The sequence below is a fragment of the Streptomyces sp. NPDC093544 genome, from assembly GCF_040683495.1.
In the GTDB taxonomy this organism is placed as follows: domain Bacteria; phylum Actinomycetota; class Actinomycetes; order Streptomycetales; family Streptomycetaceae; genus Streptomyces.
Window position 1 is genome coordinate 87,121 of sequence record NZ_JBFBEA010000018.1, and the last position, 19,362, is coordinate 106,482.

Genomic DNA, 19,362 nt, shown 5'->3' on the forward strand with positions numbered 1-19,362 from the left:
CCGCCTCAGATCCCTGACTCAGATCCCTGACTCAGATCCCTGTCCCCGTACGCCGCAGCACCCGCAACGAGTCCGTCGCCGAGACCTCCGTGAACGCGCCGGACTTCAGGGCCCGGAGGTAGACGCGGTAGGGAGCCTGTCCGGTGAACTCGTCGGCCGGGTCCGGGAAGACGTCGTGGATCAGCAGCAGCCCGCCGTCGGCGACGTGCGGCGCCCAGCCCTCGTAGTCGCCCAAGGCGTGTTCGTCGGTGTGACCGCCGTCGATGAAGACGAGGCCGAGGGGGGACTTCCAGAACGCGGCGATCTGCGGCGAGCGGCCGACGACCGCGACCACGTGGTCCTCCAGACCCGCCTTGTGGAGGGTGCGGCGGAAGGTCGGGAGCGTGTCCATGAGGCCGAGTTCCGGGTCGACCGTCGTCGGGTCGTGGTACTCCCACCCCGGCTGCTGCTCCTCGCTGCCCCGGTGGTGGTCGACCGTGATCGCCGTGACCCCGGCCCCGCGCGCCGCGTCGGCGAGCAGAACGGTGGAGCGTCCGCAGTACGTGCCGACCTCGAGCAGCGGCAGCCCCAGCCGACCGGCCTCGACGGCGGCCTCGTACAGCGCGAGCCCCTCGCCCGTGGGCATGAACCCCTTGGCGGCCTCGAAGGCGGCGACAATCTCCGGCTTGATCGCCGGCTTGATCTCCGGCTCGGGTGCCGCGGACATGCGGGACCTCCAGTTTGTACGTGTCTGTGGGCGCCCCATGGTGCACCACACCCCCGGCGCCTGGGGCGACGGGGGTGTGTACGACGGTGTACGACAGGTCAGGCCCGGACGGCTTCGCCCGGCAGTGCCAGGTCCACGTCGACCGTACGGTCGTCCCCGGCGTGTGTCGCCGAGGAGGCGAGCGGGCCGTGGCCGGTGGCCTTGGCGGCCAGGACGTACGGGCCCTCGGCGGGTACGGCGAGTGTGTAGCTGCCGTCCTCCGCGGAGAGCGTGGCGCCCGCCTGGCGGCCGCGCCGGTCGATGAGGGTGACCTTGGCGCGGGCGACGGGGTCGCCGCCGGCGTCGACGACCCGGCCGCGGAAGCCGCCGAGAAGTTCCTGCGCCCGCTCGAGCGCGGCGTCCTCCTCGCTGGTGGCGATCAGTTGCGGCGCGGTCGCCGGTCGCCCGCGGGGGAGGAAGAGGGCCATCAGCAGGCCGATGACCACAGCGCCTGTGGCGATCATGAAGGAGACCCGGAAGCCGTGCATGGTGGGGACGGCGACGCCTCCGACGTTGTTGGCCGTGTTGGCCAGGACCATGCCGATGACGGCGCTCGACACCGACGTACCGATCGAACGCATCAGGGTGTTGAGGCCGTTGGCCGCGCCGGTCTCCGAGGCGGGGACGGCGCCGACGATCAGCGCGGGAAGCGAGGAGTACGCGAGGCCGATACCGGCGCCCAGGACCACCGCGATGATGATGGTCTGCCAGGCCGCGCTCATCAGGCCGAGGCCCGCGCCGTAGCCGATCGCGATGATCACCATGCCGATGATCAGGGTGACCTTGGGACCGTACTTGGCGGAGATCTTGGCGTACACCGGCGCCGTGAACATCATCGTCAGGCCGAGCGGCGCCACGCACAGACCCGCGACGACCATCGACTGGCCGAGGCCGTAGCCGGTGGACTTCGGCAGCTGGAGCAGCTGCGGCAGGACGAGCGAGACGGCGTAGAAGGCGACGCCGACCATGATCGAGGCGAGGTTGGTGAACAGCACCGCGCGACGGGCGGTGGTGCGCAGGTCGACCAGCGGGGCCTTCAGACGCAGCTCCATCACGCCCCACAGGAGGAGGACGACGGCAGCCGCGGCGAACAGACCGAGCGTGGTGACCGAGGTCCAGCCCCAGTCGCTGCCCTTGGTGATCGGCAGCAGGAAAAGGATGAGGCCCGCGGAGAGTCCTATCGCGCCGAGGACGTCGAAGGTGCCCTTCGCGCGCATCGGGGACTCCGGTACGGCGACGAGGGTGAGGACGATCGAGACGACGCCCAGCGCTGCGGCCAGGAAGAAGAGGGCGTGCCAGTCGGCGTGCTGCGCGACCAGGGCCGCGACCGGCAGCGCGAGTCCGCCGCCGACGCCGATCGAGGAGCTCATCAGGGCCATCGCCTTGCCGAGCTTCTCGCGGGGCAGCATGTCGCGCATCAGGCCGATGCCCAGCGGGATGGCGCCCATGGCGAAGCCCTGAAGGGAACGGCCGACGATCATCACAAGGAGCTGGCTGGTGAAGCCCGCGATCAGCGAGCCCACGACCATCACGGACAGGCTGAGGAGCAGCATGCGCCGCTTGCCGTACAGGTCACCGAGCCGGCCCATGATCGGCGTGGCCACAGCTCCCGCGAGCAGGGTCGAGGTCAGCACCCAGGTGGCGTTGCTCGGCGTGGTGCCGAGCAGCTCCGGCAGGTCCTTGATGACCGGCACCAGCAGGGTCTGCATCACCGCGACAACGATGCCCGCGAAGGCCAGCACCGGCACGATCGCGCCGCTCGGCCTCCGGGTGGGCTGTTCGGTCGTCGTGTGCGTCATTACGTGAGGCCTCCAGGCCGAAAGAGAAAGCAGGGGGTCGGCGATCCGTGCGGGATACGTGCAGGGTGAACCCGGTGCGCCCGGGCAACTATTCCGATACTTCGGCGCACTAACGAATTCTTGACCTACACATGAGGATCTGACCTGGCGTCAGAATGAAACGCATATTCGATGCATTGCTGGTCGCTGTTGGTTCCTGCTTCAGGACAGCTTGCGCGGATCCTGCCCGAGGTCGGGGTGGCCGGGGTTACAGCCACCCCTGCTGCCGCGCCTCCCGCATCGCCTCCATGCGGTTGCGGGTGCTCGTCTTGCCGATGGCGGAGGAGAGGTAGTTGCGGACGGTCGACTCGGAGAGGTGGAGCTTGGCCGCGATGTCGGCGACGGTGGCGCCGTCCACGGAGGCGTTCAGTACGTCGCACTCGCGGGCGGTGAGCGGATTGGGCCCGGCGCTCAGTGCGACCGCCGCGAGCGCCGGATCGATGACCTTCTCACCGGTCAGCACCCGGCGAATGGCCTCGGCGAGTTCCTCCACCGGCCCGTCCTTGACGAGGAACCCCGCTGCCCCCGCCTCCATGGCCCGCCGCAGATACCCGGGGCGCCCGAAGGTCGTGAGGATCAGCACCCGGCAGTCGGGCACCTGGTCGCGCAGTTCGGCCGCCGCGGCCAGCCCGCTCATCCCCGGCAACTCGATGTCCAGCAGAGCCACATCGGGCCGATACGTCAACGCCGCGTCGACGATCGCGTCCCCCGCCGACACCTGCGCCACCACCTGGATGTCCGCCTCCAAGTCCAGCAGCAGAGCGAGCGCGCCCCGCATCATTCCCTGATCCTCGGCGAGCAGGACGCGAATGGACTTGGCGGGCCGGTGGTCCCGGGGCATCTCGTTCACGGGGTCAGAGTATGGCTCGGGGGCCTGCGCAGGAGCTTCGCCGTCAGGGCGAGGATCTGGGTGTGTTCGGCGGCGGTCAGCGACGCGGTCAGGGCGGTGATCTGCTGCTCCGCATCGGCGGTGCACGTCTCGGTGAGCTGATGGCCGAGCGGGGTGAGGCTGACCAGGACGGCGCGGCCGTCGTCGGGTGAGGGCAGCCGCTGGACCAGGCCGCGTTTCTCGGCGCGGGTGACCAGGCCGGTCATGGAGGACTTGTCCAGGCCCAGGTGACGGGCGAGTTCGAGCATGCCGGGTCTGCGGTCGCGCAGGATGCCGAGGAGGCGGACCTGGATCAGGGAGAGGTCGTGGTCGGCGGCGATACGGGTCAGGACGCCTTGGACCAGGAACGACAGCTGGACCAGGGCGTCGACCGTGTTCTGCGGTTCATCGGCCCCCGGGGCGGCCGCGTCGGCTGTCTGGTCTCCTGCCACCTGGTCGCCTGCCTGGCTGCCTGCCGGGTCGCCTGCCGCGTTCGGGGTGGGGCCGGGGGAACTGGGGGAGCTTGTGGTCATCGTGGCCGCCTCCGCTTGACTTAGTACGTGACGCAAACTACCTTCGAATTAGTACGTGACGCAAACTATCGCGGACACTGAAACGAAAGTAGTACGCGCCGCAAACCATACGGGTGTCCGCCCGATCCAGGAGGCCAGCCAGCCATGCACGCAGCCGTCGTCCGTTCCTTCGACGCCCCGCCCCGCTTCGACACCATCGACACACCCCGGCCCGCCGGGGAGCACGAGATCCTGGTGGACGTACTGGCCGCCGGTCTCCATCCGCGGGTGCGCTCCGACGCCAACGGCACCCACTACACCTCGGGCGGCGTCCTGCCGCTGGTCCCCGGCATCGACGCGGTCGGCCGTACGCCGCAGGGTGAACTGCTCTACTTCGTCGCCCACGAAACCGCCCCGGGCACCATGGCGGAGCAGGCCGTCGTCGACCGCCGCCGCGCCATCACCCTGCCGGCCGGCACCGACCCGGTCGCCGTGGCCGCCGCGATGAATCCCGGCATGTCCTCCTGGGTCGCCCTCCGCAGCCGCGTCACGCTCAAGCCGGGCGCCCGCGTCCTGGTCCTGGGTGCGACCGGCAACTCCGGACAACTCGCCGTCCAGATCGCCAAGCACCTCGGCGCCGCCCATGTCGTGGGCGCCGGCCGCGACGCCGAGCGTCTGGACCTGCTGCCCGGCCTGGGCGCGGACGAGACCATCTCTCTGCTGGGCGACCCGGAGAAGGTCGCCGACCAACTCGGCCGGAGCGCGGGCGACGCGGACGTGGTCATCGACTACCTGTGGGGCCCGGTAGCCGAACACGCCATGCCCGCCCTGCTCACCGCACGCCCCGAGCGCGCCAAGCCGCTGGCCTGGATCCAGATCGGCTCCATGGCCGGCGCGGAGATCACCCTGCCCTCCTACCTGCTGCGCGCGGCGAACCTCCAGATCATGGGCAGCGGCCAGGGTTCGGTCACCACCGCCGGAATCCTCGCCGAACTGCCCGCCCTCGTCGCGGAGATCGCCTCCGGAACCCTGGCGGTCGACCCCCTCGCCCTGCCTCTGTGCGAGGTCGAGCAGGCGTGGAACACCCCTACGGCGCCCGGCCGGCGCATTGTGCTCACCTCCGGTGCCTGACCGACTGCGGCTCTCCCGGATCCCCCAAGCCTGCCGGGTCCTTCAAGCCCGCCGGGTCCCTCAAGCCCACCGCATCCATCGGATCCGCCACTCCCATCGGATACACCGCACCCAACGCGTCCATCGGATCCATCGGCTCCACCGGAAGTTCGGCCGACACCGTGAACCCGCCGCGCGAACCGGGCCCTGCCTCCAACGAGCCCCCCGCTGCCGCGAGGCGTTCGGTGAGGCCCTTGATGCCGGTACCGGTACTGATGCCGGGCTCCTGGGCGGCCGCGGGGACGGTGCCGTCGTCCGTGACGGTCAGGCGGACGCGTTCGGGGGTGCTGTCGACGGTGATGTCGCAGTGGGTGGCGCCGCTGTGCCGTACGACGTTGGTGACGGCCTCGCGGACCACCCAGCCGAGGAGGACCTCGATCTGCGGTGCGAGGGGTGTGCCCGACCGGTGGACGGCCGGTTCGACTCCGGCCGCGGACAGTGCCGAGCGGGCGCCGTCCAGTTCGGTGTCGAGGCTGCCCTCGCGATAGCCGGTGACCGCCTCGCGGATCTCCGTGAGGGCCTGGCGGCCGACCGACTCGATGTCCGTGACCTGGACGAGGGCCGCGTTCAGGTCGCGGTGGGCCAGACGACGGGCCGCCTCCGACTTCACCACGATCACCGAAAGCGTGTGGCCGAGCAGGTCGTGCAGATCGCGGGAGAAACGCAGCCGCTCCTTCTCGACCGCGCGGCGCGCCAACTCCTCTCGGGCTGCGCGCAGTTCACGTACCGCATCGGAGAGGGACAGGATCGCGGCGGTCACCGCGGTGGACAGGAAGGTGCCGTAGGCGATGTTGACCGCGGCCCAGCCCTCGTGGAACCAGGCGATGGTCCCGGCGAGGACGCTCAGGCCGAGCGCGATCCGGCCGAGGGGCTTGCCCCTGACCACCGAGCCCACGGCCAGGCCAAGCAGCGGGAAGAACCACAGCCATGTGTCGCCGTACCCGATGGTGAGACCCGAGGTCAGCAGTGCCATCAGGACGAGCGCCACCCGGGTGGAGCGGGCCTCCCGCGTCTCCTTCGAGAAGGCGCGGAACACGACGTAGATGTAGAGAGAGTTGAAGGCGAGCAGACCCAGGCCGCCGACCACGGGGTTCGCCGTCCTGCCCTGGACGAGGTTGGAGAACGAGCCCATACCCATCAGCAGCCAGGGCAGCAGCGCGAAGCCGCTGGGCGGGTGGCCCACGTCGTCGTGCCGCGACTCCCCGGACTTCCCGAGCGCGGTGCTGCGACAGTTCCTCTTCTTCTTCCCGGCCATCGCGTCTCCCCCTCGTCGAATGCGATGAGTCCGACGCTACGGACTGGGGCTGCCGCCCGGCAGAGGTGTTTGTAAGGAGTTGGGCGGGACAAATGTCACGGCCCGTCGATCCTGCCCCGATCTGACATGGTGTCAGGAGTCTTCACAACTATCGGGCGCTGGGCTATACAAGGGGTCGCCGGACTGGAACGCGTTCTAGAAGAGGCGGGTTCCACGGCCCAGCGTCGACCTCGGTGCGGCCGACGGTGCGGACGGCCGTACCGAGGTTTTCCACAGGCGATCACGAGAACGACCACCGATCGCGAGAACGACCACCGATCACGAGAACGACCACCGCTTGCCGGCGATCACGAGCGACGGCAAGCGATCACGAGCAGTTGCAGGCGAGATCACGAGCGACCAGGAGCCCCATGCCCATCGACGCCGCCAAGGCCCTCGCCGCCGAACCCCGGATCGGAGAGATCGCCTGGGGTCACAAGGACGTCCAGCTCTACCACCTCGGCCTCGGTGCGGGCGCCAATCCCGACAAGGAGAGCCCCGCGACGGACCCGGACGAGCTGCGGTACACCCTGGAGTCCAGGCTGCACGTCCTGCCGAGCTTCGCGACCGTCGCGGGCGCGGGCTCCCCGGGTGTGACCGGCAGCCTCTCCATGCCCGGTGTCGAAGTCGACCTGGCCCGCGTCCTGCACGGCGGCCAGAGCCTCCGACTGCACCGCCCGATCCCGGTCGAGGGCAGGGCGACGGCCACCTCGCGGATCGCCGCGGTGTACGACAAGGGCAAGGCCGCGATCCTCGTCATGCGCACCGAAGTCACCGACGCCGAGGGCCCGTTGTGGACGAACGACGCCCAGATCTTCGTACGGGGTGAAGGCGGCTGGGGCGGCGACCGAGGCCCCTCTGCCCGCCTCGAAGCACCAACCGGGCTACCGGACAAGGAAGTTGAACGCCCGGTTCGCGAGGACCAGGCCCTGCTCTACCGGCTCTCCGGCGACTGGAACCCGCTGCACGCCGACCCCGAGTTCGCCAAGGTCGCCGGGTTCGACCGGCCGATCCTGCACGGGCTGTGCACGTACGGGATGACGCTCAAGGCGGTCGTCGACACGCTGCTCGGCGGGGACGTGGCCCGCGTCCACTCGTACACGACCCGCTTCGCCGGTGTCGTCTACCCCGGCGAGACCCTGCGCATCCGGATGTGGCGGCGCCCCGGCGGGATCCAGGTGGCGGTGACTGCGGCGGAGCGGGACGACGCTCCGGTCCTCGCCGACACGATCGTTGAGCACGCCTGACCGTCGCATCGCCTGACTGTCGTACGTACCTCCGTGACGTCCTTCCCGACGTCCTTCCCGAGGGGAGCCGCACCATGCGCGCAGCCGTACAGCACGAGATAGGCCAGGACAAGCTGGAAGTCCTCGACGACATCGAGGCGGTGGGCTTCGGGCCGGGCCGGGTGAGGATCCGGGTACGGGCCACGGGGCTGTGCCACTCGGACCTGTCGGCGATGAGCGGCGTACTGCCGCAGCCCGCGCCGTTCGTGCCCGGGCACGAGGGCGCCGGCGAGGTCGTCGAGGTCGGCGAGGGCGTCACGAGCGTCAAACCCGGCGACCGGGTCGTCGTCTGCTGGCTGCCGGCCTGCGGCGTCTGTCCCGCCTGCAAGCGCGGCCAGACCGAACTGTGCCTGGCCGGGTTCATGAACGCGGGCACCCCCAACTTCAGGCGCCCCGGCGGAACCCCCTCCGATGTATTCGGCTTCGCGGGCACCGGCACCTTCGCCGAGGAGGTCGTGGTCGACGCCGGATGCGCCGTGCCGATCCCCGACGACGTGCCCTTCGACATCGCCGCCCTCATCGGCTGCGGGGTCACCACCGGACTCGGCGCCGCCCTCAACACCGCGGACGTGGAAGCCGGTTCGTCGGTCGCCGTCATCGGCTGCGGCGGCGTCGGCATCTCCGCGATCCAGGGCGCACGGCTCAAGGGCGCCGCCGAGATCGTCGCCGTCGACCCGGTCGCCTCCCGTCGCGAGGCCGCGCTGAAGTTCGGCGCCACCCAGGCCGTCTCCCCGGACGAACTCCCGGACGCCAAGCAGCGGATCACCGCGGGCGAGGGCTTCGACTACGTCTTCGAGGTCGTCGGCCGCTCCTCCACCGCCCGCACCGCGTACGAGAACACCCGGCGCGGCGGCACCCTCGTCATCGTCGGCGCGGGCGCCATGGACGACTTCCTCCAGCTCAACATGTTCGAGCTGTTCTTCGACGAGAAGCGGATCCTGCCCTCGATGTACGGCGGCGGAGACGTCCTGCGTTCCTACGAGCGGACCGTCGCCCTGTGGCGTGCGGGCCGCATCGACCTGGAGAGCCTGATCACCCACCGGGTGCCGCTCGCCGAGATCAACGAGGCACTGGACCAGATGCGGACGGGCACGGCGCTGCGTACGTGCATCGAGATCTGACCCCCACAACACCTTCTTCGCGACCCCTAAGGACCTTGATGTCACTGCCACTTGAGGGGCTGGCCGCGATCGTCACCGGCGCGGGGCGCGGGCTCGGGCGGGTGGAGGCGCTCGAACTCGGCCGTCTCGGCGCGGCCGTCGTCGTCAACGACTACGGCCGGCCCGGGAGGGACGGTTCCGGCGAGGCGTCGGCCACCCCCGCCGAGGAGGTCGCCGCCGAGATCCGTGCCGCGGGCGGCCGGGCCGTCGCCCACACCGGTGACGTCGCCGACCACGAACAGGCCCGCGCCCTGGTCGAGTTGGCGGTCAGTGAGTTCGGCAAGCTGGACATCCTGGTCAACAACGCGGGCATCCTGCGCGACCGGATGGTCTTCTCGATGTCGGAGGACGAGTGGGACTCGGTCATCAGAGTGCATCTGAAAGGCCACTTCAACACCACCCACTTCGCCTCCGCGCACTGGCGGGCGCGGTCCAAGGCGGCGGGCGGGCCGGTGTATGGGCGGGTCGTGAACACCTCGTCGGAGGCGTTCCTCGCCGGCTCGGCGGGACAGCCCAACTACGCGGCGGCCAAAGGCGGAATCGTCGGGCTGACCACCTCCACGGCACTGGCTCTCGCGAAGTACGGCGTCACCGCGAACGCGATCTGCCCGCGCGCCCGGACCCGCATGACCCAGGACGTGTTCGCCGGTTTCGCCGAGCCCGAGGACGGCCTGGATCCGCTCGCTCCCGAGCATGTTGCCCCGCTCGTCGGCTACTTGACCTCGCCCGCCGCCGCGCACGTCAACGGTCAGCTTCTCGTCGTGCACGGCGGCATGGTCGCGATCGTCGAACGCCCGCGGGTGGCCGCCAGGTTCGACAGCAAAGAGGACACCTTCACGTACGACGAACTGGACGCGCTGCTCAGCCCGTACTACGCCGAGCGCCCGACGGGGGAGACGTTCGCGGCGGCGGAGGTGCTGGGACTCAAGCGCGGATAGCCCATTCACGAGCGGATAACCCACTCACGAGCGGTTAGCTCTTCACGAGCGGTTAGTCCTTCACGAGCCGTTAGGTCTTCACGAGCGGTTAGACCTTCTCGATCGGCATGTGGGTGTGGCTACTGGCGCACGGAACGGCCCCGCTCGCTGTGAAGCGAGCGGGGCCGTGTTGTTGTTGCCGGTTGTGACTGCGGCCTGTCGTCAGGCCGGGTTGCCCTGGTCGGACGGCTTGCGGTGGCGGCCCTGCGGGGTCGCGTCCGCGTCCCCGCCGGAGACCACCGGGCCGCGGTGCTTGCCGTGGCCCTCGGCTCGGGTGTCAGTGGTCGGGCTTTGCATGGTGCTGGTGTCGCTCATCTTGTGTTCACCCCGTAGACAAGATCCTTCTTGTGCCGGGGGATTCTAACCGGCGGCCAGGGCCGGGGCTTCGGCGGGGCTGGGGTTTTTCTCGCCCCCGCCGCCCCTACCCTTCCCGTCCCTAGGAGCTGCGCCCCCAGACCCCCCTTCGGCCTGGACGGCCTCGTCCTCAAACGCCGGACGGGCTGAATGTCGCCCTCCGCTCAAAGGTGCCTGTTGGAGAGGGATCGGGCGGGGCGTCACCCGCTCCGCGGGCGGCGGGTCGTCCCTTTCCGGCTGCTCCGGCTGTTCCGGCGGCACCTGCAACCTCGCCACCCCGTACGCCACCGACCCTGTCGCGTAAGGCAGTTGGAGCACTCCCGCGCTGCTCCACAGGCCCGTCCCCGTCAACCACCCCTCGGGTGCCGGGAAATGCTGGACCAGCCGTTCGGTGGGGCGCCACAGGCCCACCCAGGTGCCGGGTGGGCCGTCGATGCGCAGGGCCACCGCGCAGCTCTCCGGCATCAGTACCTGGCCGGGCTGGATCGCGAACGGGGTCACCGTGCGGTCGGCCAGGTTGAGGCTCTCCGGGAAGCGGATCGGCAGGGTGCTGCCGAGGACGCCCCACCCGAGGCGGTCGTGGCCCGGGGACGGGGCGTCGGAGCGGATGAGGAGCAGTCCGCTGTCGGGGTCCGCGAGGAGCAGCCGGTCGTTGCTGTTCTCGGCGATCTGGAGCAGCGGGGACACCTCGCCGCCGCGCTCCAGGTCCACGACGACCGTCTTGGTGTGGCCGTCCTGGAAGCGGTCCAGGGCCAGCAGGCGTCCTGTGCCGTCCAGCCACACCCCGCCCGAGCAGCGGCCTGGCACCTCGGCCAGATGCTCGGGCCCGAAGGCGCCGCCTGCCACCTGCCACACCGCTGTGGACCCCCGGCCGACGGCGAGGGCGTACGCGTGCTCCCCGTCCGGCGCGGGCGGCAGCAGCCGCAGCCGGGTCCCCTCCTCCGGGCACTCCACCGCGCCGAGCGGCAGCTCACCGGTGCCGGGCCCGGTCGGGTAGAGCAGCGAGAACGCGTGCCGCCGGTCGGTCTCGCGGTGGATCAGCACCCGTCCGTCGGTCAGCGGCAGCACCTCGGTGCCGGGCTCCTCCGGCTGATGGGAGGGCAGGGGTACGGCGTACGGCTCGGGGCCGTCCAGAGTCCAGCGCTCCGGATACCAGGACTCGCCGTCGAGGGCGAGGCGTGCCGCGTACGTGCCGTCCGCGGTGATCACGCAGGTAGGGCGGGCGGCCCGCTCGTTCTCAGCCGCCTCGTTCCCGGGTTCGGTCGCACAGGCCGTCATCGTTCGGTCACCTCCGGCCACGAAGCTAGTTTTCGTACGCACGGTCGTGGGACCGGCGGGCGGACGCTTCACACATAAGGGTGGCTATGTCGAGATTCGCCTGAGGAAACGGGGGCGGATGTGCTGAACGGGACGGGCGGCGGGTGGCGGGAACGGGGTGACCGCGACGCGTCCGTCGCCGGGGTCCCGGCCGAGTGGCCCGCGGCCGGTGGGGGACCGGCCTGAGCCAGGTAGCCTTTCTTCGTGCCCCGTCTGTCTGAAGTCATCGCCGCGCTCGACGCCCTCTGGCCTCCGGAGCGGGCCGAGGGGTGGGACGCGGTCGGCACGGTCTGCGGCGACCCCGACCAGGAGGTCACACGCGTCCTGTTCGCCGTCGACCCCGTCCAGGACGTCGTCGACGAGGCACTGAAGCTGGGCGCCGGCCTGCTGGTCACCCACCACCCGCTCTACCTTCGCGGTACGACGACGGTCGCGGCCGACACCTTCAAGGGCCGCGTCGTGCACACCCTGATCAGACACGACATCGCGCTGCACGTCGCCCACACGAACGCCGACCGTGCCGATCCGGGAGTCTCGGACGCCCTCGCGGGCGCGCTCGACCTCCGGGTCGTACGGCCCCTCGTGCCGGACCCGACAGACCCGGACGGCCGCCGGGGCCTCGGCCGCGTCTGTGAGCTGGACCACCCGCTGACCGTTCGCGAGTTCGCCGCGCGCGCCGCCGAGCGGCTGCCCGCCACCGCGCAGGGCATCCGCGTCGCGGGCGACCCCGAGGCGCTGCTGCGGACCGTCGCGGTCAGCGGCGGCTCCGGCGACAGCCTCTTCGACGACGTACGCGCCGCAGGCGTTGACGCCTTCCTCACCGCGGACCTGCGCCACCACCCGGTGAGCGAGGCCCGCGCCCACAGTCCTCTCGCGCTGCTCGACGCGGCGCACTGGGCCACCGAGTGGCCCTGGTGCGAGCTGGCCGCCGCCCAGCTCGACGAGATCTCCGACCGGAAGGGATGGGGACTTCGCGTCCACGTCTCCAAGACGGTCACCGACCCCTGGACCGCCCACGCGGCCTCGACTACCGATACATCAGGAGCCCCCAACTGAACGCCGCGCCCGCCGACCAGATCCGACTCCTCGACGTCCAGTCCCTCGACGCCCGCCTTCAGCAACTGGCGCACAAGCGCAGGTCGCTGCCCGAGCACGCCGAGATCGAGTCCCTGACCAAGGACCTCACCCAGCTGCGTGACCTGCTCGTCGCCGCGCAGACCGAGGACAGCGACTGCGCCCGCGAGCAGACCAAGGCGGAGCAGGACGTCGACCAGGTGCGCCAGCGCGCCGTCCGCGACCAGCAGCGCCTCGACTCCGGCGCCGTGTCCTCGCCCAAGGACCTGGAGAACCTCCAGCGCGAGATCATCTCCCTCGCCAAGCGGCAGGGCGACCTGGAAGACGTCGTCCTGGAGATCATGGAGCGCCGCGAGTCCGCGCAGGAGAGGTCCGCCGAGCTGACCGAGCGGGTCTCCTCCGTCCAGTCGAAGATCGACGACGCGACCGCGCGCCGGGACGCCTCCTACGAGTCGCTCGACAGCGAGGCGGCCACGGCGACCAAGGAGCGCGAGGTCATCGCGGGAGTCGTCCCCGCCGACCTCCTCAAGCTCTACGACAAGCTGCGCCAGCAGCAGGGCGGCGTCGGTGCGGCGCGCCTCTACCAGCGCCGCTGCGAGGGCTGCCGCCTGGAGCTCAACATCACCGAGGTCAACGAGGTGAAGGCCGCCTCCCCCGACACCGTGCTCCGCTGCGAGAACTGCCGCCGCATCCTGATCCGCACGTCCGAGTCCGGCCTGTAGGGCCGGTAGGCCTACGGACCAGTAGCCAAGTAGGCCAAGTAGCCGGTAGGCCAGTAAGGAGCTTGTGCGGTGCGGGAGTTCATCGTCGAGGCCGACGGCGGTTCCCGGGGCAACCCGGGACCCGCGGGCTACGGCTCCGTGGTCATCGACGCGGCCACCGGGGAAACGCTGGCGGAGGCCGCCGAGTACATCGGCGTGGCCACCAACAACGTCGCGGAGTACCGGGGGTTGATCGCCGGCCTGAAGGCGGCCCGCGAACTTGACCCCGCCGCCTCGGTCCGCGTCCGCATGGACTCCAAGCTCGTCGTCGAGCAGATGTCGGGCCGCTGGAAGATCAAACACCCCGACATGAAGCCCCTCGCGGCGGAGGCTGCGCGAATCCTCCCCCCGTCACAAGTGACGTACGAGTGGATCCCGCGCGAGAAGAACAAGCACGCCGACCGACTCGCCAACGAGGCGATGGACGCGGGGAAGCGGGGCGAGCGGTGGTCGCCGTCGGCTTCGACGGCGGAGCTGGATGCGCGGGCGGCGAGGTCGGCTGCGGCTGAGCCGGCGGGTCCGCCCGGGGACGCGGTCGCGGGTGCGGCGAAGGTACGGGCTGCCCTGAAGGCGCCGGGTTCGGGAGCGCCCCTTCAGGGGCGCGGGGAACTACGCGACCAGCCCCAGGCGGCCCGCAGTCTGAAGACTCCCGGCGGTTCCCCGTCATCCGGCGGCGCAGCCGCCAAGGCCGAATCCGACGTGCGGGCAGCGCGAAACCTGGCCACCGGGACCCCGTCCGTCGGCTGGGGCGCACCCCCGGACCTCGGCGCCCCCGCCACCTTCGTGCTCCTTCGCCACGGCGAGACCCCCCTCACCCCCCAGAAACGCTTCTCCGGCAGCGGCGGCACGGACCCGGCCCTGTCCGAAGTAGGCCGGGACCAGGCCGAGCGAGCCGCAACGGCCCTCGCCGCACGCGGCACGATCCAGGCGATCGTGGCGTCCCCCCTTGCCCGCACCCGCGAGACCGCCGCGGCCGTAGCCGCCCGCCTCGGGCTCGATGTGGTCATCGAGGAAGGCCTGCGCGAGACCGACTTCGGCGCGTGGGAGGGTCTGACGTTCGGCGAGGTACGGGAGCGCTACCCCGACGACCTCAACGCCTGGCTCGCATCGCCGGACGTCGAACCCACCGGCGGTGGCGAGAGCTTCGAGGCCACCGCCCGCCGAATCGCCCTCACCCGCGACAAGCTCATCGCCGCGTACGCGGGCCGCACCGTCCTGCTCGTCACCCACGTCACCCCGATCAAGACCCTCGTACGCCTCGCGATCGGCGCCCCGTCGGAGTCGCTGTTCCGGATGGAGCTGTCCGCGGCCTCCCTCTCCGCGGTGGCGTACTACGCGGACGGCAACGCGAGCCTGCGCGTCTTCAACGACACGTCCCACCTTCGCTGAGCAGGGTCCGCTGAGGGAGCTGTCGCTAAGGCCGCAGCGCCGCCGCCTCGCGTGCCAGGGACTCGATCCGCCCCCAGTCCTGTGCCGCGAGCGCGTCCTCGGGGAGCATCCAACTCCCGCCCACACAGCCGACGTTGGGCAGGGCCAGGTACTCCGGTGCGGAGGCGAGCCCTATACCGCCCGTAGGGCAGAACCGAGCCTGCGGCAGCGGGCCCGCCAGCGATTTGAGATACGCCGTACCGCCCGCCGCCTGCGCCGGGAAGAACTTCATGTCGCGCACCCCCCGCTCCAGCAGCGCCACAACCTCCGACGTCGTGGACACCCCCGGCAGGAACGGCACCCCGGACCCCTCCATGGCGGCGAGCAGTACGTCCGTCCAGCCGGGGCTGACGAGAAAGCGCGCCCCGGCGTCCACGGACTGAGCCACCTGAGCCGGCGAGAGCACGGTCCCCGCCCCCACCACCGCGTCCGGGACCTCCGCCGCCATCGCCCGGATCGCGTCGAGCGCCGCCGGTGTCCGCAGCGTCACCTCGATCACCGGCAGCCCGCCCGCGACCAGCGCCCGCGCGAGCGGCACGGCGTCGGCGGCGTCCGCGAGCACGACGACGGGGACGACCGGCGCGAGGTCCAGCACGGAGGCATGCGGAGATGAGGGCAGCGGCGAAGTCATGCCGCTCATCCTGCCCGGGGTGCGCAACATGCGCAAAGGTCATTGCGTATGCTGCAACGCGCTGTTGAGGTGTGAGTTCACTGAGGCGGGAGTTTGGGTGAACCCGGAGTTCAGTGGATCTCTGTAACCACCACGTCCAGCGCCCAAGGCCTGCCCGCCCTGCCCGGCGCCTCGACCTCCACCGCGTACCCGAGATCCCGCAACGCCTCGACCAGCTCAGCCGGACCCTTGGGAGCCGCGCCCGCCGTGAGCAGGCTGCGCACGATCTTTCCCTTGGTCGCCTTGTTGAAGTGGCTGACGACGGACCGCTTCTCGACGCCGTTCACGAGCTGCGAGTGCAGCACCCGTACGGTGGCCGTCCGCGCGGCGATCTCGCCCTTCGGCCGCCAGGCGGCCGCGTACGCGGAGGACCGCAGATCGAGGACGAGCCCGTTGCCGGCCGCCTCGGGGAGCGCGGCGGCCATCGGCGTACGCCAGTACGCGCCCAGCGCTCCCAGCGCGGGCAGCTTCACACCCATCGAGCAGCGGTACGAGGGGATCCGGTCGGTCACCCGGACCGCGCCCCACAGACCCGAGAAGACGAGGAGCGAGCGGCCCGCGCGGCGCTTGGTCGCCGAGTCGAGCGAGGCCAGGTCCAGGGCGTCGTACAGGACCCCGGTGTAGATCTCCCCGGCAGGGCGCGCGCCCGCCGTCCGCAACTCCGTGTTCTTGGCGACCTCGCCGCGCAGGCCCTCGCTCAGCCCGAGCACCTCTCGCGCCTTCTCCTCGTCGCCCAGGCACAGCTCGACCAGCTCGTCGAGCACCGACTGACGCGCCTCGGTGAGCCCCGGAAGCGACAGCGACTCCAGCTTCAGCGCGGTTCCCCGGCCGGAGGGGGCCTTGCCTTCGGAGGGCGGCAGCAGCACGAGCACGGTGGTATCTCCCTACGGTGGATCTGGCCCGGGCAAGCCTAAGGGGTACGCGGCAAGCGCCCGGAGTGCCGCCCGATGCGGCGCGGCCTACGCTCGACCCATGCCTCGCCGTCGCATCCGTGTCACCGGCACAGCCGAGGCCCCCTTGCGGGCCGCGCTGCGCGCACTGCGTGCCGAGCTCGACGTGCCCGAGAGCTTCCCGCCCGGCGTGCTCGACGAAGCCGCGCGGGCACCTCGTCTCCCCTCCCACGACTCCCACGACGCGACGGACATCCCGCTCTTCACCATCGACCCGCCGACGTCCAGGGACCTCGACCAGGCGATGCACCTGGCACGCCGCCCGGGAGGCTTTCGTGTCCGGTACGCCATCGCCGATGTCGCCGCGTTCGTCGCACCCGGCGGCGCCCTGGACGCCGAGGCCCACCGCCGCGTGACGACGCTGTACTTCCCGGACGAGAAGGTCCCGCTGCACCCGCCCCAACTCTCCGAGGGCGCCGCCAGTTTGCTCCCGGACCAGACCTGCCCGGCCGTGCTGTGGACGATCGACCTCGACGCGGACGGCCGTACGGAGACGACCGACGTACGCCGAGCCCTCGTACGCAGCCGCGCCAAGCTCGACTACGCGCAGGTACAGCAGCGGATCGACGACCGGACGGCCGAGGAACCGCTCGCGCTGCTGAAGGACATCGGGCTGCTGCGCGAGGGACTTGAAGTGGAGCGCGGCGGTATCTCGCTCAGCGTGCCCGAGCAGGAGATCGTCGAGAAGGACGGGGTGGACGGGGCGGACGGGACGTACGAACTCGCCTACCGCGCCCCGCTCCCCGCCGAAGGCTGGAACGCGCAGATCTCCCTGCTCACCGGAATGGCGGCGGCCGAGCTCATGCTCGCCCACGGCACCGGCGTCCTGCGCACCCTCCCCGCCGCACCCGACGGCGCGGTCGGCCGGCTCCGCCGTACCGCCAAGGCCCTGCACATCGACTGGCCGCACCACGTCTCGTACGCGCAACTCATCCGCTCCCTCGACCCGCACCAGCCGCACCACGCGGCCTTCCTCCAGGAGTGCACGACGCTGCTGCGCGGCGCGGGCTACACGGTGTTCCAGGACGGCGTGCTCCCCGAGGTCACCTCACACGCCGCCGTCGCCGCGCCCTACGCCCACTGCACAGCCCCGCTACGCCGCCTCGCCGACCGCTACGCCTCCGAGATCTGCCTCGCGGCGGTCGCCGAACAGTCGCCCCCCGACTGGGTGTTGGCCGCCCTCGGTGAACTCCCCAAGGAGATGGCCGACGGCACCCGGCGCCAGGGCACCGTCGAGCGCGAGTGCGTCGACATCGTCGAGGCCGCGCTGCTCAAGGACCGGATCGGCGAGGTGTTCGAGGGCTGCGTGGTGGACGTACAGGAACGTGAACCCACCGTCGGGACCGTGCAGTTGGAGTCTCCTGCGGTGGTCGCCCGGCTCGTCGGCGGGCCCGCGCCGCTGCCGCTGGGGGAGCGGCTGCGGGTACGGCTCACGCAGGCCGACCCGGGAGCGGCGAAGGTGCGGTTCGCGCCCGCTTGAGGCTCCGGACCAGTTCGTCGGGGTCGTCCGCGTGAAGACGTACGAGATGTACGGCCCGTTTCCGGCCCAGGAAACTGAAGTGCCTTACCGGGGTGGCGAGTTCGAGGGTCACCTCGGTCTGTGCGCCCACGGGGAGGTTCAGTTCACCCTCCTCCCGCTCGTGGGTGAAACGCACCTCGCGGCGTACGGAGGCGATGTTCTCCAGCGGTATCCGCAGGTCGACATGGGCGCCGTTGCGCACCCGCAGGGCGCCGGAGTCCAGCACGTGGGGCCGGGTCACGCAGGCCGCGTACAGGCCGATCAGAAAGACCACCGTGTAGACGTCGAGGACGAGGACGGCTCGCTCCACGAGGGGCCAGTCACGCAGCAGCACGGACATGCCGACGGTCTCCACGACGCACACGAACGCAAGCCCGAACATCATCGCGGCCTGCCCGCGCGCATACCCGAACCCGCGCCCGTCACCCACCCCGTGGGGCCGCCGGGCCAACCACCGCCAGAGGCTCGCGAGCAGCCGTGACTCGTGGGCGAGGAGCCGTCGCAGCAGTCGTAGCAGTCGTAGGAGTCCGTACGTGGCTTTCATGGCGTACTCCTTTGCTGTGGCTGTGGCTGTGGCTGTGGCTGTGGCTGTTGCTTTTGTTTTTGTTTTTGTTTTTGCTGTCGCTCCGCGACCATCCGCATCGTGCGGCGGAGCGCCTCTGCCTGGGCCGGTGCGAAGTCGGCGTAGAAGGCGCGCAGGAAACTGCTGTCGCCGTCCACCTCGCCCCCAGGCAGCAGGGCGTCCGGCAGACAGTCGACGATGGCCAGCGCGGCGTCCTCCACGCGCGGGTCGGCCGGATCCGCGTCCGCGAGCGCGTCGAGCAGGGCGTACACCTGATGCGCCCGCTCCACCGCACCCGGCGCCGCGAACGCGCCGCGCAGCCCGGCCAGCAGCCGTTGCCGCTCCTCCGGGGACGCCGCGGTCTCGATGAGCGCCAGCATCTCGCGGTCCTTCGCGGCCATGGGCGATTCGGGTCCGCCGGCCATCTCCCTGAACAGCGAGGACAGTTCGGGGGAGAGGGGTCCCTCGGCGGATACCCCGTCGCGCATCAGCGCAGCCAGCCGCTCCCGCCGCTCCCGGATCGCCTCCTCCTGCCGCGCCAGATCCTCGTCCAGCTCCGCGAGCACCTCGGCGAGCTCGCGCCCCGCGTCGTCCGCGAGCACGTCCCGCACCTCGGCCAGCCCGAGCCCCAGCTCGGTGAGCCGCCGGATCCGGGCCAGCACGACGGCGTGCCGCAGCCCGTAGTCCCGATAGCCGTTGGAGCGGCGCTCCGGCTCGGGCAGCAGCCCAAGATGGTGATAGTGCCGCACGGTCCGCGTCGTGACACCGACGGCCGTGGCGAGTTCTCCGATCCGCATGACCCCAGTAGAAACGTTGACGCTGCGACAGGGTCAAGCGACGGCGCGCGCCGGGCGGGCGAGGCCTGACGGTGCCCGTG

19 protein-coding genes are annotated in these 19,362 nt (G+C 71.1%); 8 read left to right on the forward strand and 11 right to left on the reverse strand.

What is annotated here, in order from left to right; translation table 11 throughout:
• Positions 1 to 31: 31 nt before the first annotated feature.
• The 4 genes from AB0N66_RS26770 to AB0N66_RS26785 form a co-directional block, all read right to left on the reverse strand.
• The gene (locus tag AB0N66_RS26770; RefSeq protein WP_365439626.1) at positions 32 to 706 is read right to left on the reverse strand and encodes a class I SAM-dependent methyltransferase; all 675 of its coding nucleotides are present in this window, start codon (positions 704 to 706) and stop codon (positions 32 to 34) included.
• A 98-nt stretch (positions 707 to 804) separates the two neighbouring features.
• Positions 805 to 2,544, reverse strand: coding sequence for an MFS transporter (locus AB0N66_RS26775; RefSeq protein WP_365439628.1), 1,740 nt, complete (start codon positions 2,542 to 2,544; stop codon positions 805 to 807).
• Positions 2,545 to 2,791: 247 nt separating this feature from the next.
• Positions 2,792 to 3,424, reverse strand: a complete 633-nt coding sequence (locus AB0N66_RS26780; protein WP_365439838.1) for a response regulator transcription factor — start codon at positions 3,422 to 3,424, stop codon at positions 2,792 to 2,794.
• 5 nt (positions 3,425 to 3,429) lie between these two features.
• On the reverse strand, positions 3,430 to 3,984 hold the full coding sequence (locus tag AB0N66_RS26785; protein WP_365439630.1) for a MarR family transcriptional regulator: 555 nt from the start codon (positions 3,982 to 3,984) through the stop codon (positions 3,430 to 3,432).
• A 144-nt stretch (positions 3,985 to 4,128) separates the two neighbouring features.
• Between AB0N66_RS26785 and AB0N66_RS26790 the strand changes: the two genes are divergently transcribed.
• On the forward strand, positions 4,129 to 5,094 hold the full coding sequence (locus tag AB0N66_RS26790) for a zinc-binding alcohol dehydrogenase family protein (RefSeq protein WP_365439631.1): 966 nt from the start codon (positions 4,129 to 4,131) through the stop codon (positions 5,092 to 5,094).
• Here the strand turns inward: AB0N66_RS26790 and AB0N66_RS26795 are convergent.
• A complete protein-coding gene (locus tag AB0N66_RS26795) occupies positions 5,078 to 6,388 on the reverse strand; it encodes a sensor histidine kinase (protein WP_365439633.1) in 1,311 nt (436 codons plus the stop codon). The two genes, AB0N66_RS26790 and AB0N66_RS26795, sit on opposite strands and share 17 nt — an antisense overlap.
• 410 nt (positions 6,389 to 6,798) lie before the next feature.
• Between AB0N66_RS26795 and AB0N66_RS26800 the strand changes: the two genes are divergently transcribed.
• The 3 genes from AB0N66_RS26800 to AB0N66_RS26810 all read left to right on the forward strand — a co-directional run bounded on the left by AB0N66_RS26800 (position 6,799) and on the right by AB0N66_RS26810 (position 9,811).
• The gene (locus AB0N66_RS26800) at positions 6,799 to 7,674 is read left to right on the forward strand and encodes a MaoC/PaaZ C-terminal domain-containing protein (protein WP_365439635.1); all 876 of its coding nucleotides are present in this window, start codon (positions 6,799 to 6,801) and stop codon (positions 7,672 to 7,674) included.
• A 74-nt stretch (positions 7,675 to 7,748) separates the two neighbouring features.
• The gene (locus AB0N66_RS26805) at positions 7,749 to 8,834 is read left to right on the forward strand and encodes a Zn-dependent alcohol dehydrogenase (protein WP_365439637.1); all 1,086 of its coding nucleotides are present in this window, start codon (positions 7,749 to 7,751) and stop codon (positions 8,832 to 8,834) included.
• Between the two features lie 38 nt (positions 8,835 to 8,872).
• Positions 8,873 to 9,811: a 3-oxoacyl-ACP reductase gene (locus AB0N66_RS26810; protein ID WP_365439639.1), complete on the forward strand. Its 939-nt coding sequence runs from the start codon at positions 8,873 to 8,875 to the stop codon at positions 9,809 to 9,811.
• 201 nt (positions 9,812 to 10,012) lie between these two features.
• Here the strand turns inward: AB0N66_RS26810 and AB0N66_RS26815 are convergent, their stop codons facing one another.
• Positions 10,013 to 10,165 (reverse strand): hypothetical protein, encoded by a 153-nt coding sequence (locus AB0N66_RS26815; RefSeq protein WP_365439641.1) that lies wholly within the window; start codon positions 10,163 to 10,165, stop codon positions 10,013 to 10,015.
• 45 nt (positions 10,166 to 10,210) lie between these two features.
• Entirely contained in the window at positions 10,211 to 11,482 is a 1,272-nt protein-coding gene (locus AB0N66_RS26820) for a hypothetical protein (RefSeq protein WP_365439643.1), read from the reverse strand.
• A 243-nt stretch (positions 11,483 to 11,725) separates the two neighbouring features.
• On the opposite strand from AB0N66_RS26820, the gene AB0N66_RS26825 reads away from it, so the two are divergent.
• The 3 genes from AB0N66_RS26825 to AB0N66_RS26835 all read left to right on the forward strand — a co-directional run bounded on the left by AB0N66_RS26825 (position 11,726) and on the right by AB0N66_RS26835 (position 14,745).
• Positions 11,726 to 12,577 carry a Nif3-like dinuclear metal center hexameric protein gene (locus AB0N66_RS26825; RefSeq protein ID WP_365439645.1) on the forward strand — a complete coding sequence of 284 codons (852 nt, stop codon included), beginning with the start codon at positions 11,726 to 11,728 and terminating at the stop codon, positions 12,575 to 12,577.
• Positions 12,574 to 13,317 (forward strand): C4-type zinc ribbon domain-containing protein, encoded by a 744-nt coding sequence (locus tag AB0N66_RS26830; RefSeq protein ID WP_365439839.1) that lies wholly within the window; start codon positions 12,574 to 12,576, stop codon positions 13,315 to 13,317. The genes AB0N66_RS26825 and AB0N66_RS26830 overlap by 4 nt, the downstream gene beginning before the upstream one ends.
• A gap of 69 nt (positions 13,318 to 13,386) precedes the next feature.
• On the forward strand, positions 13,387 to 14,745 hold the full coding sequence (locus AB0N66_RS26835; protein WP_365439647.1) for a bifunctional RNase H/acid phosphatase: 1,359 nt from the start codon (positions 13,387 to 13,389) through the stop codon (positions 14,743 to 14,745).
• 25 nt (positions 14,746 to 14,770) lie between these two features.
• On the opposite strand, the gene eda is transcribed toward AB0N66_RS26835, so the two are convergent.
• Positions 14,771 to 15,415 carry a bifunctional 4-hydroxy-2-oxoglutarate aldolase/2-dehydro-3-deoxy-phosphogluconate aldolase gene (eda, locus tag AB0N66_RS26840; protein ID WP_365439649.1) on the reverse strand — a complete coding sequence of 215 codons (645 nt, stop codon included), beginning with the start codon at positions 15,413 to 15,415 and terminating at the stop codon, positions 14,771 to 14,773.
• A gap of 110 nt (positions 15,416 to 15,525) precedes the next feature.
• A complete protein-coding gene (yaaA, locus tag AB0N66_RS26845; protein WP_365439651.1) occupies positions 15,526 to 16,326 on the reverse strand; it encodes a peroxide stress protein YaaA in 801 nt (266 codons plus the stop codon).
• A 100-nt stretch (positions 16,327 to 16,426) separates the two neighbouring features.
• Between yaaA and AB0N66_RS26850 the strand changes: the two genes are divergently transcribed.
• Positions 16,427 to 17,884, forward strand: a complete 1,458-nt coding sequence (locus tag AB0N66_RS26850) for an RNB domain-containing ribonuclease (protein ID WP_365439653.1) — start codon at positions 16,427 to 16,429, stop codon at positions 17,882 to 17,884.
• On the opposite strand, the gene AB0N66_RS26855 is transcribed toward AB0N66_RS26850, so the two are convergent.
• Both AB0N66_RS26855 and AB0N66_RS26860 read right to left on the reverse strand, forming a co-directional pair.
• Positions 17,835 to 18,467, reverse strand: a complete 633-nt coding sequence (locus AB0N66_RS26855; protein WP_365439655.1) for a hypothetical protein — start codon at positions 18,465 to 18,467, stop codon at positions 17,835 to 17,837. The genes AB0N66_RS26850 and AB0N66_RS26855 overlap by 50 nt on opposite strands.
• Positions 18,464 to 19,282: a MerR family transcriptional regulator gene (locus AB0N66_RS26860; protein WP_365439657.1), complete on the reverse strand. Its 819-nt coding sequence runs from the start codon at positions 19,280 to 19,282 to the stop codon at positions 18,464 to 18,466. The genes AB0N66_RS26855 and AB0N66_RS26860 overlap by 4 nt, the downstream gene beginning before the upstream one ends.
• Positions 19,283 to 19,362 lie beyond the last annotated feature (80 nt).

Excerpts from the sequence above, each read along its gene's own strand:
- AB0N66_RS26770 (WP_365439626.1), bottom strand. The coding sequence starts at position 706 with ATGTCCGCGGCACCCGAGCCGGAGATCAAGCCGGCGATCAAGCCGGAG.
- AB0N66_RS26775 (WP_365439628.1), bottom strand. The coding sequence starts at position 2,544 with ATGACGCACACGACGACCGAACAGCCCACCCGGAGGCCGAGCGGCGCG.
- AB0N66_RS26780 (WP_365439838.1), bottom strand. The coding sequence starts at position 3,424 with ATGCCCCGGGACCACCGGCCCGCCAAGTCCATTCGCGTCCTGCTCGCC.
- AB0N66_RS26785 (WP_365439630.1), bottom strand. The coding sequence starts at position 3,984 with ATGACCACAAGCTCCCCCAGTTCCCCCGGCCCCACCCCGAACGCGGCA.
- AB0N66_RS26790 (WP_365439631.1), top strand. The coding sequence starts at position 4,129 with ATGCACGCAGCCGTCGTCCGTTCCTTCGACGCCCCGCCCCGCTTCGAC.
- AB0N66_RS26795 (WP_365439633.1), bottom strand. The coding sequence starts at position 6,388 with ATGGCCGGGAAGAAGAAGAGGAACTGTCGCAGCACCGCGCTCGGGAAG.
- AB0N66_RS26800 (WP_365439635.1), top strand. The coding sequence starts at position 6,799 with ATGCCCATCGACGCCGCCAAGGCCCTCGCCGCCGAACCCCGGATCGGA.
- AB0N66_RS26805 (WP_365439637.1), top strand. The coding sequence starts at position 7,749 with ATGCGCGCAGCCGTACAGCACGAGATAGGCCAGGACAAGCTGGAAGTC.
- AB0N66_RS26810 (WP_365439639.1), top strand. The coding sequence starts at position 8,873 with ATGTCACTGCCACTTGAGGGGCTGGCCGCGATCGTCACCGGCGCGGGG.
- AB0N66_RS26815 (WP_365439641.1), bottom strand. The coding sequence starts at position 10,165 with ATGAGCGACACCAGCACCATGCAAAGCCCGACCACTGACACCCGAGCC.
- AB0N66_RS26820 (WP_365439643.1), bottom strand. The coding sequence starts at position 11,482 with ATGACGGCCTGTGCGACCGAACCCGGGAACGAGGCGGCTGAGAACGAG.
- eda (WP_365439649.1), bottom strand. The coding sequence starts at position 15,415 with ATGACTTCGCCGCTGCCCTCATCTCCGCATGCCTCCGTGCTGGACCTC.
- AB0N66_RS26850 (WP_365439653.1), top strand. The coding sequence starts at position 16,427 with ATGCCTCGCCGTCGCATCCGTGTCACCGGCACAGCCGAGGCCCCCTTG.
- AB0N66_RS26855 (WP_365439655.1), bottom strand. The coding sequence starts at position 18,467 with ATGAAAGCCACGTACGGACTCCTACGACTGCTACGACTGCTGCGACGG.
- AB0N66_RS26860 (WP_365439657.1), bottom strand. The coding sequence starts at position 19,282 with ATGCGGATCGGAGAACTCGCCACGGCCGTCGGTGTCACGACGCGGACC.